12 protein-coding genes are annotated in these 18,414 nt (G+C 39.2%); 5 read left to right on the forward strand and 7 right to left on the reverse strand.

The window, feature by feature from the left end; translation table 11 throughout:
• Positions 1-111: 111 nt before the first annotated feature.
• The 3 genes from I8748_RS20075 to ssuE form a co-directional block, all read right to left on the reverse strand.
• Positions 112-870: a DUF928 domain-containing protein gene (locus I8748_RS20075; protein WP_198126326.1), complete on the reverse strand. Its 759-nt coding sequence runs from the start codon at positions 868-870 to the stop codon at positions 112-114.
• Positions 871-888: 18 nt separating this feature from the next.
• Complete coding sequence (locus tag I8748_RS20080) at positions 889-2,292, reverse strand: CHASE2 domain-containing protein (protein ID WP_198126327.1); 1,404 nt, start codon at positions 2,290-2,292, stop codon at positions 889-891.
• Positions 2,293-2,988: 696 nt separating this feature from the next.
• Positions 2,989-3,555 (reverse strand): NADPH-dependent FMN reductase, encoded by a 567-nt coding sequence (gene ssuE / locus I8748_RS20085; protein WP_198126328.1) that lies wholly within the window; start codon positions 3,553-3,555, stop codon positions 2,989-2,991.
• Between the two features lie 670 nt (positions 3,556-4,225).
• Between ssuE and I8748_RS20090 the strand changes: the two genes are divergently transcribed.
• Positions 4,226-4,591 carry a hypothetical protein gene (locus I8748_RS20090; RefSeq protein ID WP_198126329.1) on the forward strand — a complete coding sequence of 122 codons (366 nt, stop codon included), beginning with the start codon at positions 4,226-4,228 and terminating at the stop codon, positions 4,589-4,591.
• A gap of 49 nt (positions 4,592-4,640) precedes the next feature.
• On the opposite strand, the gene I8748_RS20095 is transcribed toward I8748_RS20090, so the two are convergent.
• From I8748_RS20095 to I8748_RS20105, 3 genes are all read right to left on the reverse strand, one after another.
• Positions 4,641-5,474, reverse strand: coding sequence for a hypothetical protein (locus tag I8748_RS20095; RefSeq protein ID WP_198126330.1), 834 nt, complete (start codon positions 5,472-5,474; stop codon positions 4,641-4,643).
• A 1,174-nt stretch (positions 5,475-6,648) separates the two neighbouring features.
• Positions 6,649-7,398: an SDR family oxidoreductase gene (locus tag I8748_RS20100; RefSeq protein WP_198126331.1), complete on the reverse strand. Its 750-nt coding sequence runs from the start codon at positions 7,396-7,398 to the stop codon at positions 6,649-6,651.
• A 101-nt stretch (positions 7,399-7,499) separates the two neighbouring features.
• Positions 7,500-8,939 (reverse strand): DHA2 family efflux MFS transporter permease subunit, encoded by a 1,440-nt coding sequence (locus tag I8748_RS20105; RefSeq protein WP_198126332.1) that lies wholly within the window; start codon positions 8,937-8,939, stop codon positions 7,500-7,502.
• Between the two features lie 403 nt (positions 8,940-9,342).
• Between I8748_RS20105 and I8748_RS20110 the strand changes: the two genes are divergently transcribed.
• The 3 genes from I8748_RS20110 (at position 9,343) to I8748_RS20120 (ending at position 10,999) form a co-directional block, all read left to right on the forward strand.
• Positions 9,343-9,792, forward strand: coding sequence for a hypothetical protein (locus tag I8748_RS20110; RefSeq protein ID WP_198126333.1), 450 nt, complete (start codon positions 9,343-9,345; stop codon positions 9,790-9,792).
• A gap of 167 nt (positions 9,793-9,959) precedes the next feature.
• Complete coding sequence (locus tag I8748_RS20115) at positions 9,960-10,268, forward strand: cupin domain-containing protein (protein WP_198126334.1); 309 nt, start codon at positions 9,960-9,962, stop codon at positions 10,266-10,268.
• 281 nt (positions 10,269-10,549) lie between these two features.
• Positions 10,550-10,999 (forward strand): DUF2141 domain-containing protein, encoded by a 450-nt coding sequence (locus tag I8748_RS20120; protein ID WP_198126335.1) that lies wholly within the window; start codon positions 10,550-10,552, stop codon positions 10,997-10,999.
• A gap of 78 nt (positions 11,000-11,077) precedes the next feature.
• On the opposite strand, the gene I8748_RS20125 is transcribed toward I8748_RS20120, so the two are convergent.
• Complete coding sequence (locus I8748_RS20125) at positions 11,078-12,241, reverse strand: peptidoglycan-binding protein (protein WP_198126336.1); 1,164 nt, start codon at positions 12,239-12,241, stop codon at positions 11,078-11,080.
• A gap of 625 nt (positions 12,242-12,866) precedes the next feature.
• Between I8748_RS20125 and I8748_RS20130 the strand changes: the two genes are divergently transcribed.
• Positions 12,867-18,281 (forward strand): trifunctional serine/threonine-protein kinase/ATP-binding protein/sensor histidine kinase, encoded by a 5,415-nt coding sequence (locus I8748_RS20130; RefSeq protein WP_198126337.1) that lies wholly within the window; start codon positions 12,867-12,869, stop codon positions 18,279-18,281.
• Positions 18,282-18,414: the final 133 nt, after the last annotated feature.

Below are 18,414 nucleotides of genomic sequence, written 5' to 3' on the forward strand. Positions count from 1 at the left end.
CTCTCTCCTAAAAGGCGAGGGAGGACAAACGAAAAAATCACGGTTTTACTCCCCTCTCCTCGTAGGAGAGGGGCCGGGGGAGAGGTCAAAACAGCGCTTGTCGAACTCACGTTAACTTTGGGGAACTACAGCACCAAAACGAGATTCTTGAGTGAGTTTTTCCAAACCAACACCGTTAGCTTGTAATAAATCAGCCCAATCCTTCTTTAAACTTGGATTTTGAGGATTACGACGACGGCGTTGACCTAAATCAGTTAATGCATCATACCAAATTTTATTCTTTAAATAGCTTTGGTAATCATTAACAGCAAAAGCAAGACTCACTCGTTTTACCAACCCTCCAACAACAAAACTATTTCCACTATTACAAACAAGCCGAAAAGACCAATTGTAAACTTTGCCATTTTTGAGAGAATTTTGAGGTTTTGATGGCACTGTCACACTCACAATTCCTGGTGTTGATTGTAGTGTGTATCGAGTTCTATCTATGGTTTTCTGTTCTGCTTCATTCTGCAATACTAACTCAGCGTATTTGATATTTTTCGGATTATTAGGAACATAAACCCAAAAAGTAGGATACTCAGAAACAGTAGATGCTTCATTTTTAGGCACTAAAGCAGTTAGTTCTGTTGTTTCTATTCCATCACAATTGCCACGGCTAGCAGCATCTGTCTGTTGGCTAGGTCTGCCTGTTGAGGAAAAATCTAGCTTTGATTGACGAGATGATTGTGCTAAATCCAAGTTGTAATTTATAGTTAAACTGGAAGACTCTGCAAGTACTAATATTGGGTAGCTTGTCAAGCCAGCTATAACCCAAGACAGAGAGAGGACAAGAGAATTTTTAGGAGAAATTAACTTCTTAATGCTCATAATTTCCTCTTAAAATTATTAACGATTGCTAGGAGTAGTAGGAGTAGTAGAAGTGGTAGAAGTGATAGATGTGGTAGGAGTAATTTGCACATGTGGTAAGGCAATAACGACGCACACTGCTGTTAGCATCAAACCAAGTATCGTAGGTATAAGTGGCAACCACCCACCCTGTATAAAAGCCAAAAAACATAGTCCAGATAAAATGCCGATCGCTATAATTACCACTAACGCCCTGCTAATCAGCGATCGCCAATACTCAATCAATATCCCTACGAAGAACGCCCAAAGCCAAACCCAGATCATCTCCGATACCTGCGGCCACCACCATAACAAAGGTCGTTGATCTAAAACAGCACTAATAATTTGACTTACCATATGTGCCTGAATTAACACCCCAGGCATTTCTGTACCATAGGGAGTCATATGAAAATCTCCAAAACTTTTTGGAGCATTAGTACCGATTAAAATAATGCGATCGTTGACGAGACTTGGTAGTTTAGCGTCGTGCGAACCTTCAAGGATATCTGTCAAGGTGATTTGCTGGGCTATTGATTGATCAGCTTTTAGCGATCGGTAGTTAAGAAGGATCTGGTAGCCTAACTCTTCTGACCTAGGTAATTGATACCCACCAGCATCTGAGACTAACTTTGGAAAAATCACCTTGCCAATTTGCAACTTCTGATCTGAAGTCTGTGTAATTGGTGAGATACCACTTTCTTCTTGAAGGTATCTCAACGCAACTTGGAGGCTGAATGATAGTTGTGTAGGACACCGTTTGTCTGATGCCATACCCAAGAATTGGCGACGGATAACACCATTTGAATCTTTGGGGACATTACTAAAACCAAGACGTTCATATTGCTTTGGTGTAATTATCGGAGGAGCTTTTGTACCTCCAACACTGCATGTAGCAATCAAACGGTCATTTTTCTGAAATTGTTTTGCTAGTTCTGGGAATTTTGGATTGACATTAAAATTACGAAAAATATCTAAACCAATTACTCGTGGTTGATGCTGATTCAATTTCCGTAAAATTTTGTCAAGTGCTTGGCTTGATAACGATGCAGCATTCCTTTCCATGTTTTTCTGATCTTGATATTCCAAATCATCTTCGGTCACTGTAACTACTAGTAAGCGAGAGTCTGGTTGCTCAATAGGCCGCGATCGCATCAAATGATCGAATGCTGCTAACTCCGATGGTTGTAATATTCTTATAGGTCGTACTATCCCCATCAGTAAGCCGACAATAATTACACTAACTAAGAATGCAGTTTGAAATTTCTTCATTTGTAGCGATGATCTGATTTTTCCATTGCCACTTGCGGGTTCTGTCGTGTTTTCTGTTTCCCGCATAAATCGCAGAACTGTTATTAATGCAGTTGCAGCTGCTGTTAATGCTGAAATTAAGTTCAGAAAATCCATAAAACTCCTATGACTCGGAATTATAACCAGTCAAACTACAAATTAGAGTTTCAATTGCAAATAGGTGTTGTGCAGAGATTGTTAATCAGCACTTTAGATTTGATAAATGCTTACTGTTATCTCACCAAAAATTAAATAACCACGAAAACTAGTGAATTGACAAACCTATATCCTGTAATAATTGCTCAACTTCAGGGTAAGATTTCAAATGAATGTCAGCACAATGCTTTATACCTACCAAGGTTATCGTTCTACTAACAGATAGGCACAAGCTCTTAAAAAAACTTTATTCTAGAAAATAGACTTCTTGCATAAATCAAAAAAAAAAGAACCCCACCCCGCCTTTGACTTGCGTCAAAGTCTCCCCCTCCCCGCTTGCGGGGAGGGGCTGGGGGTGGGGTGTTAGGGACTTTTGCAAGAGGTTTAATGTATTTCTCTACTCCTCTGTGGCTCTGCGTTATACCATTTCTTTGTGGAGCTACGCCAAACCTTTTTAACTTCTTATTTCTTTGTGTTCTTTGCGCTCTTTGTGGTTCGTTTCTCTTCCTTATACGTAAGTCATGATATAGTTGAGCGCACCTTCATACAGAATTGGTATGAGGTAAAAAATATTTATGCAACAAGTCTAAAGAAAAGTAGCAGATGGGTAAAATTCACCCATCTGCTACAAGTAGACGGAGGTATAAACTTGATTACTTAATTGCTGAGAGCCAACTCTTTAGATTCAGTGGCAGAAGATTGCACAGCTTTGACAAATTCTTTGAGAACTTCTTTGAGTCTTAGGTCAATTTCTTCATCTGGCTGTACGCTACCATCAGCTAGCCGTTCCAATTGTTTATCTACGGCGTAAACAGTAGATAAAATATGTCGCGCTCCTAACTCAGACAAAACAGGTTTTAAGGAATATTCAATTGCTAACAAATGAGCTATTGTTCCACCAGTAGCGATTGGTAACACGACTTTTCCTGCTAATGATTTCTGGGGTAGTAAATCCAAAAATGCTTTGAGTACACCTGTATAAGCAGCTTTATAGATAGGGGTAGAAATAATTACACCATCCGCTTTTGCTAGTAAAGCTTTTGGCTGTTCTAATGCGGGGCTATCATATCGTCCAAAAACCAAGTCTTCAGCAGGCAAATCACGGGCTGAAATAATGTCTATATGTAAGTCTTCTGCTTCTAAGAGCTTAGCAGTATATTGCAAAATACCGTAAGTTCTAGAGGGATGGGATGGACTACCAGCGATCGCCAGAATATTAGCCATTGAATTAAACTCCTATTAAATTAAGGGGAAAGGGGAATGGTGAATGGGGACTGAGGACTGGGGACTAGGGACTGGGAAGTAATTAAGTTTACACAGAGAGCGTATTTCTTCTTAATACCCAATACCCAATACCTTTTACTTCTAACCTTTTCACTCATACTAAGGGACTTCCAAGTAAAAAAATATTCCATTGTTCAAAGTCATCAGTCATCAGTCATCAGTCAGCAACTTCCTAAACTCGGTAAGTCGATAGATTTACCGTATTTTATATATAGCCTAAGAGTATTACACATTCCCTGGAAGCAAGCAAGGGGTTTTTACAGAAACACGGTCAACAGTCAATAGCCATCAGCCATCATGTCTTAATTTTCCGCATACTTGCAATGACTGCAAACATGGGGTTAATAATTATATCATTAAATACGATAACACTGGCAATTTATCGTAGTATATAATTTGTTGTAAATCTACTTATGTTGACTAAGAGGATGTTTGAAAAGTCGAAAAGTATACTAAGAACCCCTCTCCAAACCTCTCCCCGAAAGGTCGATAGGCTTTGAAACCCCCATTCCCTCCTAGGGAAGGGGGGCTTGGGGGGTTAGGTTTTTAAGATTTTGATGTTAGCAATGATACTTTTAAAACAACCTCTAAGTATGTACCAGAGCGATTGATGAAGATTGCCAACAACTTTCTTCAGAATTATGAAATATCTAGAATGTGCATATTTGCCTTATTCTTTACCTTGGGATTAGGCTTGAGTCTTCTTATATCTGCTTGTTCTCCTAGCGCCACAAGTAACTCTGCGGTAACACAGACAGGAAACCAAAGTTCTGTGAATCAAGGTGTTGTGATTCGGATTGGCTATCAAAAAGCAGCAACTATTCTCAACGCCATGAGAACACAAAAAGATTTGGAGAAAGCTTTTGCTGCTAGCGGTGCTTCGGTGACATGGGCAAAATTTCCTTCTGGGTCGGCAATATTACACCATTTCCAAAAATATTTGCAACACATGAAAATTCAAAGGTTAGTTAATTGAACATAAATAACTGAACATTAGAAAAATCAAGGTATTTTCGTGCCTATAGCTAACTTAACCGCTTATTTAACTTTAACCATTCTTTTATTTCTTGGATTATCCAACGTCGTTCCATATTACTTAGAGGAGCAGATGTAATTTGTTTTACCCCAATTTCGAGTGTCACGCCTTGATGAAGTGTATTTCCTACTAGTTTCTCTTCATCAATTATATTAATCAATACAGTTTTACCTCTCCACTGCTCATAACACAAACCAAATAACTTCCATTTGATTTCAAAATTCTCTGGTTCAAAATATAATTCTGTTTGTCCAAAAGTAGCCAGCAGTTTTTCTATAGCTATAACACTGAAAAGTATAATTGCAGGAATTAGAAAATGTGGTATTACGTCAATACTGAATCCTTTTTCAAAAAGTAAATCTATTCCTTGAAAAAAATATTTACTAGTATAACGGGTAAGAACACAAACGATGACTAAGGTCATAAAATTAATTTTTATATGGTATTTAGGGATTTTTATTATTAAGCTATTAGGATATTTCTGAAGCTGAATATGACTACCTTTTGGTTTGAAATTAGTAATTGGCAAACTCAAAGTATGTTTATTTTTTAATGCTGTTTTTGCTTGACGAGCGTTGCTAAAGCGTTGTGCCAAGTCTGGCTCTGTAAGTTTACTAATCCAGTTTGCAAAGTTTAGATCAACACTGACTTGTTGTACAAACTGAATGCGTGAATTCTTATGAGGTAAATCAGCTGGCGAAACTCTTGTAAGTAGATGAATTAAGGTTGCACCTAAAGCATATAAGTCTGATACCGGAACTGCACGACCTGCAAACTGTTCTATTGGTACATAGCCATAGGTTCCTACTACTGTAAAAGTCATACCTTCTGCTACTGCTTGATCTTGAACTGCGCCAATTTTGCCAATTCTCTATTTCATTATTCTTTTCTTTGATTCGACCACTAATAAATAAATCCTGCGCTAGCCAAGTTTCACATCCTGCGTTTTCACCTAATTTTTGTTCAAGTTGATAGCGTTCGCACAATAGCTGTTGTGTTTTTAGCATAATCTCACTCTCAAAAGCTAATTGCTTTGAGTAGTCATATTTACATTCGAGGCGATATTAATCTTACATATAGTATTGCAGAAAGACTAGGGTCATATGCAAGGGGCGTATACGCACCCATCACCTTGTTGCTTTCCATCGCGCTTAGTTCTATAAGCGATCGCCTTTGAAGTGACAACTCTCACCACTAACTGCAAGCAGTGCAAGAAACGAATGACGCAATTGTGTCAGAACAAACCCCGGTTAGTCAGTACGTTAACGATGTAGAACTGGACGATTTGGATGATGAAGATGACGAAAGTACTACAGTGGCTGGAAGTTTCGGTAAGCCTAGTAAGCACGAGATTAAGGAAATTTGCACGACCGTTGAAGAGGTTGCAAATTAACCCAGAACAGTGTTTGGGCGTGGTCAAGAAATACTGGGGGAATGTACAGGGTGCGTAGACGCTCTTAGCAGCTTGTCGCAGACATCGCACGAGTGAAGGAAGCGATCGCTGATTACCTAACACCTCAAATCGCGGCGAAATACCGAGTTTACATTTTAAGTAGTACGATTTATTCGCTCCTGCTCCCTTGCTCTCCTGCTCCCGAAGCTACTATAGGTTGTCTGTTGAGGCTTAGTTCAACACCTATCTTAATGGAGCAAAAGGACTCCCGTTACCATCGATTTATAGTATTTTTAACACTACTCGAAACAAAGCAAACATACAATTGTTGTCATAAAATATACATTAGCTTTTTAACTAAGTCGGGGATTTCGCAGCCATCATCAATTAATGTGATAGACCACTAGTCCTCATATCAGTAGCGAATGGCACGCTTGTGCGCGTTTTATCTGTTGAGGCAAGCTGGGGAACTGTGGGAGAATAATACACAAGTGTATACAAGGTTATAAAAGTAGTAATAATTACTAAAAATTACTCTTTTCTTCCCCAGCCTCCCCAGCCCTCCAGCTTTTCAAGCGTGCCATTCATCTTCGTACCATCGGTTTTAATTGTCTTGGTCAGTTGGTCGGATCAGGATTTCGTTAACATTAACTCGCTGTGGTTGGGTAACGGCGTAAACAATAGCTGCGGCAATGTCTTCACTTTGCAGAGGTGTGATTGAATTGCGCCGTTCTTCAAAACGTTGTTTGGTGATGGGGTCGGTAATATGGTCATTAATTTCCGTATCTACCAAACCTGGTTCAATAATAGTTACACGGATGTTATCCTTGTGGACTTCTTGACGCAATGCTTCAGATAGACCATTCACACCCCACTTTGTAGCATTGTAGACACCGACACCCGCCCGCGCTGTGCGACCAGCCACTGAGGAAATATTAACTATATGTCCCGATTTTTGCTCTTTAAAAACAGGCAAAACAGCGTGGGTGGCATACAGCAATCCCAGGACATTGATATCGAACGATCGCCGCCAGTCTGAAGTATTGCCGCTCTCAATGGTACCAAGCACGGCAATACCTGCGTTATTAACTAGGATATCGATTCGACCCAATTCTGCTTTTGTCTTTTCTATCAAATTCTTAACTTGATTTTCGTCTGTCACATCAGTGACAACGGGCAATGCCTTACCACCACTAGCTTCAATCCGTTCAGCCAATGCATTGAGGCGATCGCCACGCCTAGCAGCCAGCACTACATTTGCTTTTTCTGCTGCTAAAGCGATCGCTGTAGCTTCACCAATACCCGATGAAGCTCCCGTGACAATTGCTACTTTTCCCTCTAATTTACTAGTCATTTTTATATGTTTCCTTTGTCATTTGTCAGTTGTCAGTTGTCAGTTGTCATTTGTGATTTTTCTCTTGCTATTCCCCATCTCCCTTATCTCCCTCATCTCCCTCATCTCCCCTGCTCCCCTGCTCCCCTGCGTAACCTAAAGACCGATGCAAATGCTGCGCCGCACAAAATTACCGCCGCTAAGCGAAAAGTTCCTTGGAATCCCACAATAATCGCCTCAGCAGGAGCCGCAGCAACATCTTTGCCGGCTGCAACACTGGCGATTAATCCACCAAATACTGCCCCCATCAATGGCACTCCTACAGTAGAACCTGAGGTACGTGACAAAGACAGTAACCCGGATGCAATTCCCAAACGTTCCCTTGGTGCAGCTCCCATAACAGCGCTGTTATTGGGTGCTTGGAATAAACCCAGTCCAATGCCGTAAATAAAATAGCGGGTTACATAGCCCAACTCAGTCAGTTGAGCATCAAAGGTGCTAATTGCTAAACAACCACCAATCATCAACCCCAACCCTATTAAACTGATGCGTTGAGCGCCCAAGCGGTCTGAAAGTATGCCAGCCAGAGGAGCTATTAACCCACTCAGCACAGGTGATACTGCTAATAAAAGTCCTACTTTTGATGTGGGATATTGCTTGACTTGTTCTAGAAAGAAGGGGGTGACAAGTAGCGCCCCACTAATGACGATGAAAGTTAACCAACCACTGAGCAACCCCATACTCAATTGCAGATTGCGAAATAACTTCAGATCTAGAAGTGGAAAGTCTAGCATTGCTTCTAGTACTAGAAAAGTCAAAAAACTGAGAGTGGCGATAGATAACAATACCAAGGTATTGATATTAATAAAACCCTGGCTTTGTCCTAAAGTCATACCTAACCCAAAACTGCCAAGAGTGAGTGTAGCCAATATGGCTCCGAAGGGGTCAAATTTCTGTTTACCGCTAGTGGGTGCAGAAGGTGGTACTACTTTAGCTACAAGAAAACTAGCAATAATACCAATTGGTACATTAATTAAGAATATAATGTGCCAGCCAAACCAAGCTAAGAGTAGTCCGCCAACAGAAGGGCCAAAAGCAACTCCTAGTGACACTACACTACCGATGATGCCAACAGCTCGACCTCTTTCCGCAGTCGGAAAAACTTCTGTAACGATCGCTAGTCCTAACCCAGAGATGAAGACAGCACCTAATCCCTGAAGTGCCCGAAAGCCAATTAACCACTCAATACTGGGTGCTAAACCACACAATAATGAACTGAAAGTAAACACAGCTACTCCCATCTGGAATAAGGGCTTTTTACCCCACATATCTCCCAAGCGAGTTGCTGCTAAGACTAGACCAGAACTGACTAACAGGTAACTCATTGCAGCCCACTGGGCTGTGGGGAAGCTGGTGTTAAAAGTTTTGACTAATGTAGGCAAAGCTACATTGATAATGCCTACATCCAGGGTAGACATGAATATCCCCAGTCCTACACCGAGTAAAACCAACATTTTTTGGGAATCTGACAAAGCCAAAGGTTGTAGTTGCGATCGCGCCAAAGTTTACTCTCCTCGTTGCCTAAAATAATGCTTATAAATAGTTTGCATGGTTGATGAAAAAATTTTTGCTTTGTCAGCCGAACTCAGAAAAGACATCTTAAAATAAAACTGGTTTTGGGAGTAGCTTTGATTGCTGTAATCGTTGCGTTTTGGGGGCGACTTCTTGAACAAATAGCTTCATCGCTCGCCCCACGTGTTCATTATTGGTAAATAAAATACTATAACTTTATAGACTTACTGTATTTTTAAATTTAGTTAGCAAGTTATCATAGATAATTCTAAGAAGCAAGCTCTACTAAGTAGCTATAAATAGCTTTTCTTATGGACATGAGCGCAAGTTAAGCCGTTTTTGATCCTCAAAATACTTCTACTTTCTACTGAAACTTGGGATTTGGTATAAGTAATGACTCAAAAGGCTACTATATCTCGATTTACTCTGGCATTTGTCGCAGGCTTTATTTCCGTTTTGGTGTTTCATCAAGGTATGCTAGCACTGCTACATGCAATTAGTTTTGTTCCCCGCGCTCCCTATTCAACTGTACCGACACAGCCATTGGGAGTCCCTCAAATTTTGTCAAGCGCCTTCTGGGGAGGGATTTGGGGTTTGGTTTGGGCAACTATTGCACCTCGCTTTCGGCAAGATAAAAACTATTGGTTAGCAGCGTTATTATTTGGTGCGATCGCTCCTACCTTAGTCGCTTGGTTTATTGTTGCACCACTCAAAGGTCAAGCGATCGCTGGAGGCTGGAAACTTTTAGGAATCGTTACAGCTTTATTAGTTAACGGTGCTTGGGGTGTGGGAACCGCTGGTTTGCTGAGATTTTTCTCTAGAAATCAGGTTTTCAGTAGATAAGTAAAAGGCAAGAGGTGAGTTTACTGATATAAATACTTTGTAGGGGCAGTTTGACGCCAGTTGCAACAAGAGCGGCTCGCCGACGACAGTCGCTTCTAATTTAAGTAGTTCATGATGTCGACTTAGATATTTAGGATAAATTGTTAGATATCAAAGGAGCAATATAGATGAAAAAGTACGATCTACAAAACTTACCAAACGGTATTACTGATAATTGGAAAATCTTTAATATTAGCCAAGTTAATGGTAATAATGTACGCTTAAGAATTATGGAAAATATGACAGCACGTTGGCATTCACATGATAACAGTGATGAGCTTTTTTATGTGATTTCAGGTACTGTCTATATAGATACTGAAGATGGTACACAAACTCTTAATCCTCATGAACTTTTTGTTGTACCTGCTAAAACAAAACATCGAGCAAGAGTTGAAGGAAGAGCTTCTTTGTTGGTGATAGACAAGATTGAAGGTTGAATTTTTTCAGGATTATCCTGGGAAAGGGTAGCAATAATATCGGCAAGTTAGCGATCGCAATTTCTTTGTTCTGGAGTTTCCTTACCTAAAGAAATATCCTTGACAAAACATTAAATATATGATATGCCTGCAAATGTGCGTTCTGTCATCGGACAACACAACCAGATATGCAACTGTGATCTGGAACAGCTTAGCTTGAATCGCGTCACAATCAATTTGAAGCTGAGATTCAAGTAAAAATTGAATTTTGGCAAAATTTGTTTTGTAGAAGTGAAAATTTTATGATCAAGGTATTGAGAGTTAGCCTGTTGCTTACAGTGATGGGGTTGGCATGGCCATTCAGCGCCAAAGCAAGTTCAAATAGCAACCTGAGTGTAGAAATTGATGGGTTCAGAAATCAAAAAGGACAAGTTTGCATAAGTTTATTTGCTAGCAGTCAAGGATTTCCCAATAACCGCGATCGCGTCATCCAAAGACAGTGTAACAAGATTAGCGAAAGTTCTGTGAAAGTTAGCTTTGGCAACTTGAAAGCAGGTAATTACGCCGTCGCCGTCTTCCACGATGAAAATAATGACCTGAAGCTAAATCGCAATGATCTAGGTATGCCCACTGAAGGCTTTGGGTTTTCCAGAAACCCAGAAGTTACCACTAGTGCCCCCAAATTTAATGATGCAGCTTTTTTAATAGCTGGCCCCAACACCAATATTCAAATCAAGTTGAAATATTTTTAGTACAAGAAGCTAGGAGGCAGAATTTATGATTTTTGCCCCCATCACCCCATCACCCTATCTCCCCAGCCCCCTACCTCCTTACTCTTCTGAATCTCTATGACTGTCTTCCGGTAAACTTTGTTGAGGTGGTAAGGCGCGCATTTTATTCATCTGAGTCAGAGCATACCTTGCTGTTGACTGCACTTGTGCATCAGAATCTTCCAAGGCGTGGCTTAACATTTGGCTCATTTGATTCATCATGTCATAAACGCGAGTCAGGTCACGGATAGCATTTTGCCGCACCTGTGGACTTTCATCTTGCATCGAAATTGCTAAAGCACGGTTCATAGGTTTAAGCGTGCGGGTACTAATTTCTGCCAAAGCTGCCAAAATTAAGCTGCGTTCTTGAGAATCCGCATCCATCATCAAATCTACCAGTGGCTGAATTGCCCGTGAGTCTCCCTGTTGACCCAAATCCCAGATAGCCTTGCGCCGCTTTGTGGGATCGTTACCGCGTAAGTCCTTCATCAATTCGTCAATGACATTAACTTTCGGCAGACGAGAAGTTTTGTCTGGTGGTAATACTACCGTAGGGATTGATGTTTTTGCAGTTTGGGGAACAGTCTCAGATGCAGGATTTTCCTGTTGATTTAGTGTATTGTCTAACTCTGGCAAGGATGGCGTAGGCAAGGCTTTTTGAGGTGAACTTAAAGCTTTTAGTTCTGCGTTGTTAGCTGGTTGCGTTTGTTTTGACTGACGAAACCATCTGATTAAAAAGAGAATTGCGCCAATGCTTCCTAAAACTCCCAGCCCAAATAGTGACCACCAAATAAAATCTCTTTGGTTTTCTTTCGGTTTGGCAGTGGGTTCGGTAGTTGAAGTCAAAGAGGCAACGACAGGAGAGAGACTCAACTGAGTTTTTACTGCTAAAGCTGCTTGCAAATGCGATTGAGTCGCCACATCTGCTACACCATCTAATCTTTTTAAACCTTCTGCTTTCTGAAATTTAGCTACAGCAATTTGCGTACTTCGGCTGTACTGTCCATTTGCTAAGCCGTTATAGTATCCTAACTCTTTCAAGTGTGTTTGCAACCGCTGCACATTCGACCCTTGGCTACCGGGTCTGAGAACAGCTTGTTTGGTCAATGCTGTAGAATTTGCTTGTGCAAGTTCTGTAAATGTGTTGCTACTTGCAGGATTGGGGTAAAAACCCAGGCAAGTAAAACAGGTAAATATTAGGATTGAGGAATAACATAGCCTCATATTGGAAGTTGCAGCCTGAACGTGCTTTTGAAGTCATGGATACCACAATAACTTTAAGCTGTCTAAATGTTAAGTTTTAATGTGACACAAAAAAATATGTGTATAAAATAATAATTTTAAAAAATGAAGTGATACTGAGGGCAATTTAATGAATTGTTGTTAATCGACAATAACGTTTTAGGCTATTGTTAACGTCAGTACAGTAGTGTTACTGCTAGCAAAAGTGTTATTAGAGACAGCAATTTTAGTGATCAAACTGAGTAATTACTTAAATGTCTAAGCTTGTTGAGTAGAACAACTATGTAAGAAAGATACTTATGACTTGCGGGTTTTACACGTATGCTGCCAGTTTCATCTGTATTGCAATTACTGTATAACTTGCAGCCCTAAGAAAATGTGAAAAAAGGCTTTTCTGGTCGTGTGAGCAGTATTAATACTTAATTTTTTTTGTATTAACTGAGTAAGTTTTAGACTCTTTCTATGTAATACTTGGGAGAATCTTGTCCTTTAATTAAAAATTTAGTTGAAAATTTTTAACATATTTTCAGTAAATAAGTTTTTATTTTTACCTCTGGTGCGGGAACTCTAATAGGTAAAGGACGAATATGCAGTGCGAGGTCAAGTTATGCTGTCCACTTTGAAGATACCTGGTTATGACATCAGCGAAGTCATTCATGAAGGCGTAAATACCATTGTTTATCGGGGAGAATCACAACCCGAACAAGAAAAAGTTATCCTCAAAGTTCTCAAAGCAGAATACCCAACCTTAGAGCAAATTACTCGCCTCAAACACGAGTATTCTATTACAGAAAATCTCCATTTGAACGGTGTTGTGAAAGTTTTACGGCAGGAGGTTCACCAAAACCGCCTAGTTTTAGTAGCCCAAGATATTGGGGGTATTAGTCTCAAAACCATGTTAGAAAAGCAAGACTCTATATTACCTCTGCAAACATTTTTGAATATTGCTATACAAATATCGCGATCGCTAATATCACTGCATACTCACCACATTATCCATAAAGACATCAAACCCAGCAATATCATCATTAATCCCCAAACTTTTGAAGTAAAGTTAACTGACTTCAGTATCGCCTCGCGTCTGAGTAAAGAAACACCATTTTTAGCAAACTTCAATCAACTAGAAGGGACACTGGCGTATATGTCTCCCGAACAAACTGGGAGAATGAACCGAATAGTAGATTACCGTACGGATTTTTACTCATTGGGTGTCACTTTCTACGAAATGTTAACGTGTAGATTACCTTATGAAGGTAGCGAACCAATAGAAATAGTTCACTGTCATATTGCCAAAGAACCAACGTCAATTCAGAAATTCAACCCAGAAGTACCTGCACCAGTCGCTGCAATTGTCAGCAAATTAATGGCGAAAAATGCAGAAGAACGATATCAAAGCGCAGCCGGATTATTAGCTGATTTACAATTTTGTCTGACTCAATTGGAGAATACAGGGGAGATAATTCAATTTATCCCAGGACAAAAAGACCGCGTTGCTCAACTTCTAATTCCTCAAAAACTATACGGACGTGAGCAAGAAGTGTCAAGTTTGTTGGCAGCATTTGACCGCATTAGCCACGGTGAAAGTGAACTTATGTTGGTATCAGGTTACTCTGGTATCGGAAAATCTTCTTTAGTTAACGAGGTACATAAACCTGTTGTTCGCCAGCGAGGTTACTTCATTAGCGGCAAATTTGACCAAATGGGGCGTAGTGTACCTTATGCTTCGATTATACAAGCTTTTCAGTTCCTCATGCGGCAATTGCTGACGGAAAATACTCAACAACTGCAAAAATGGAAACAGAAACTACAAGCAGCATTAGGTGCTAATGGGCAAGTTATTATTGATGTCATTCCAGAAGTGGAACTGATTATTGGTAGACAGCCAGAAGTGGCACAATTAGGTGCAACAGAAGCCCAAAACCGCTTTAATCGAGTTTTCCAAAGATTTATTCAAGTTTTCTGTCAAAAAGAACACCCCTTGGTATTATTTTTAGATGACTTGCAGTGGGCAGACTCTGCATCATTAAATTTACTGCAAGTATTGATGACAAATGTAGAAAATAAATACCTGCTGCTAATTGGAGCATATCGGGATAATGAAGTTAGTGCAGGACATCCGTTAATTCAGACATTAGATGGTATCAAAAATACAGGAACAACAATTAACAATATCATACTGCGTCCGCTAAGTATCATTCATGTACAACAGATACTTTTAGATACTTTTGTAGAGACAGATAATTTTGCTGCACTACAGGAATTAGCAAATTTACTTTTTAATAAAACTCAAGGAAATCCATTTTTCTTCACTCAACTATTAAAAACATTACATCAGGAAAATCTCCTAAAATTCGATTTCATCACTGGTGAATGGCAATGGAATATTCAAGACATTCAATCTACTACAACTGTAGATAAAAGTGTAGTTGAGTTGATAGCAGAAAATATTCAAAAACTACCAGATGCAACGCAGATGGTATTAATTTTGTCAGCTTGTGTTGGTGCGCGTTTTAGCTTAGACGTATTGGCAATAGTGAGCGAACAAAGTTTACTAATGACTGCTGAAGCTTTACAACCTGCTTTACAACAAGGATTAATATTACCGCTCAACAATAATTATAAAGTGCCGCTACTATTTGCTGTTCAAGAATTAAAAGCCTTGGGCTTTGATGATTCTAAAGTAATGTACCGATTCTTACATGACCGAGTACAGCAGGCATGTTATTCATTAATTGTAGATCAAGACAAGAAAAAAACTCATCTCAAAATTGGTAAATTATTGCTCAAAAATACGCCTACAACAGAAATAGAGTCTAATATTTTTGATATTGTTAATCAATTAAATATGGGAATTGATACGTTCACCCAGCAAAGAGAAAAGGATGAATTAGCCAAACTCAATTTAAAAGCAGGACGCAAGGCCAAAGCAGCAGCAGCTTACGAAGGAGCATTCAAATATTTCAATATTGGGTTAGAGCTTTTATCTTCTCAAAGTTGGCAAATTCAATATGATTTGACACTTGCACTGTATGAATCAGCAACAGAAGCTGCCTATCTAACTACTAACTTTGCCATGATGGAACAATGGACAGATATTGTTCTGCAACAGGCAAAAACAATTGTGGACAAAGTGAAAGTCTATGAAGTCAAAATCCAAACCCGGATAGCGCAAGGAAAATTAATAGAAGCCATCAAGGTGGGACTGAAAGTATTAGAATTATTAGATATTAAACTATCAGAAACAGCCACTTTTGAGGATGTTCCGCAAGCTTTACAGGAAACCGCTAACTATCTACATGGTAAGAATATATCAGATTTTATCAAACTACCGATAATGACTGATGTTAGCAAACTGGCTGCCATGCGGATATTATCTTGTATAACTGCTCCCACTTTTCTCGCTGCACCTCCACTTTTTTCATTGACAATTTTCGCCCAAGTCAAACTATCGATTCAATATGGAAATTCGCCATTTTCACCGTTTGCTTATGCAAGTTATGGACTGATTTTGCACGCAATTGTTGGAGATATTGAAGCTGGTTATGAATTTGGTAAATTAGCTTTAAGCCTTGTGGAACAGCTAAATGCTTATGAGATGAAAGCTAGGACATTTTTTTCCGCAACTGTATTCATTAAACATGTAAAAGAGCATATCGTTCAGACTTTGCCACTGTTGCGGGAAGCTTTTTCTAGCGGACTGGAAAATGGTGACCTAGAATATGCTGGTTGGTCAGCAATGTATCAATATCAATACTCTTTTTTTATTGGTCAGGAACTAGGTACTCTAGAGCGTGAAATGTCAGTATTTAGTAATACTTTTTCTGAATTTAAGCAAGCAGTAGTGTTAAGTTACCACGAAAACTGCCTACAAGTAGTTTTAAATTTGCAAGGTAAAGCTAAAGATCCATGTCGTTTAGTTGGTGTTTATGACGAAGAAACCATGCTACCGCTGCTTTTGGAAGCCAATGAAGTGGTCGGGTTGTGCTTCTTTTATATCTATAAACTACTGCTTTGCTTTTTGTTTAGGAAATATACTGAAGCTGTGGTAAATGCAGAACAACTCAGTAAATATTTAGATGGTGGAAGAGGGAGCATTTTTGTACCTCTGTTCTATTTTTATGATTCTCTAGCACGGCTAGCTGTGTATTTCGATACTGATATTACGCAACGACAAGAGATACTAGATAAAGTACAGGCAAACCAAGAAAAATTACATATATCGGCGCAATATGCCCCCATGAATTATCAGCATAAGTATGATTTGGTTGAAGCAGAAAAATATCGTATTCTTGGTCACAAATATCAAGCGATGGATTATTATGACCGTGCTATTGCTGGTGCTGCTAAAAATAGTTATATCCAAGAAGAAGCGCTTGCTAACGAATGTGCTGCTTTATTTTATTCTGGTTTAGGCAAGCAAAAAATTGCTAAAGGCTACATGACAGAAGCCTACTATAGCTATATTAAATGGGGAGCGATCGCTAAAGTAAAGCATTTAGAAAAAACTTATCCAGAATTAACTATCCGCACTCCAGCAGCCGAAATAGAAATTGATGCCAATAGCTCTATTTTTACCAATACTATTAGCCCCACTATTAGCACAACAAAAGGAACTATAGCTAACAACAGCAACATTCTAGACTTAGCTACGGTGATCAAAGCTTCCTCAGCAATTAGTAATAATATTATTTTGGAAAGTTTACCTCGCACCCTCCTACATGTTGTTCTAGAAAATGCAGGTGCCCAAAAAGGTGGCTTAATTTTAGAAAAAGACAACCAATTATTTATCGAAGCAATTGATACTAATGAACAAGAAATGGATATTGTCCAACAATCAATACCTATAGAAGAGAGTCAATATATTCCCATCAAACTGATCAACTATGTTGCTAGAACTCACCAAGCTTTAGTAATTGGAAATGCAACTATTGACCCCATTTCTAAAAATGATTTTTATATTAATCAATATCAATGTAAATCTATTCTCTGTGTTCCTCTAATCTATCAACGTAGTTTTATTGGCATTTTTTACTTAGAAAATAATCTCATAACCGATGCATTCACTCCTGCACGTTTAGAACTAATTACAATACTAGCCTCACAAGCTGCGATCGCGATTAAAAATGCCCGCCTTTACGCCTGGGAACAAGAAAAGTCTCAAGAGTTGCAACAAGCACTTTCCAAACTCCAACAAACCCAAGCCCAACTTGTCCACACTGAGAAAATATCTTCTTTAGGACAATTAGTTGCAGGTGTCGCCCATGAGGTCAATAACCCAGTCGGCTTTATCAACGGTAACTTGTCCCACGCCAGTCAATATATTGAAGACTTAATTAATCACCTGCAATTGTATATTAAGCACTATCCTGACCCTGTACCTGAAATTGTGGAAGATGCCGAAAATATTGATTTGGAATACCTACTTTCAGATTTGCCCAAGATGATTAGTTCTATGAAACTTGGAACTATTCGCATCAAAGATATCATGCAATCTTTACGGAACTTCTCGCGGGTAGATGGGAATAATAAGAAAGCTGTTGATATTTGTGAAGGCATTGATACTACTTTAATGATACTGTCCCATCGCTTGAAAGCTAAAGCAGAGCGACCAGAAATTAAGGTAGTAAAACAGTATGAAAAGCTACCTTTAATCGAATGTTATCCTGGGCAACTCAATCAAGTGTTTATGAATTTGCTGTCCAATGCTATTGATGCATTAGAAGAGTCAAACGTTGGTAAAACATATAGTGAAGTTGAGAAAAATCCCAATATCATCACAATTCACACTTTCGCTACAGATCAACAAGTCACTATTAGTATTGCAGATAATGGTTTAGGGATGAGTGAGGAAGTAAGACAAAGATTGTTTAATGCATTCTTTACTACCAAAGCTGAAGGTAAAGGTACAGGCTTAGGACTTAGTATTAGTTATCAAATTATCACAGAAGCTCATGGTGGAACTTTAAAGTGTTTATCTTCAAAGGGTGAAGGTGCAGAGTTTGTGATTAAAATTCCAATTTAAGGGGAAGGGTAAGGGGAAGGGGAAGATTTTAACAGTTATTAGTTATCAACTTCTTTACTGTTCACTGAAATATAATATTGCCTTGGGCAAGGAAAAAGGACAAAGATTAAAATTTCACATTGTCAAAAAAGTT

The organism is Amazonocrinis nigriterrae CENA67, from assembly GCF_016056305.1.
Classification (GTDB): Bacteria; Cyanobacteriota; Cyanobacteriia; order Cyanobacteriales; family Nostocaceae; genus Amazonocrinis; species Amazonocrinis nigriterrae.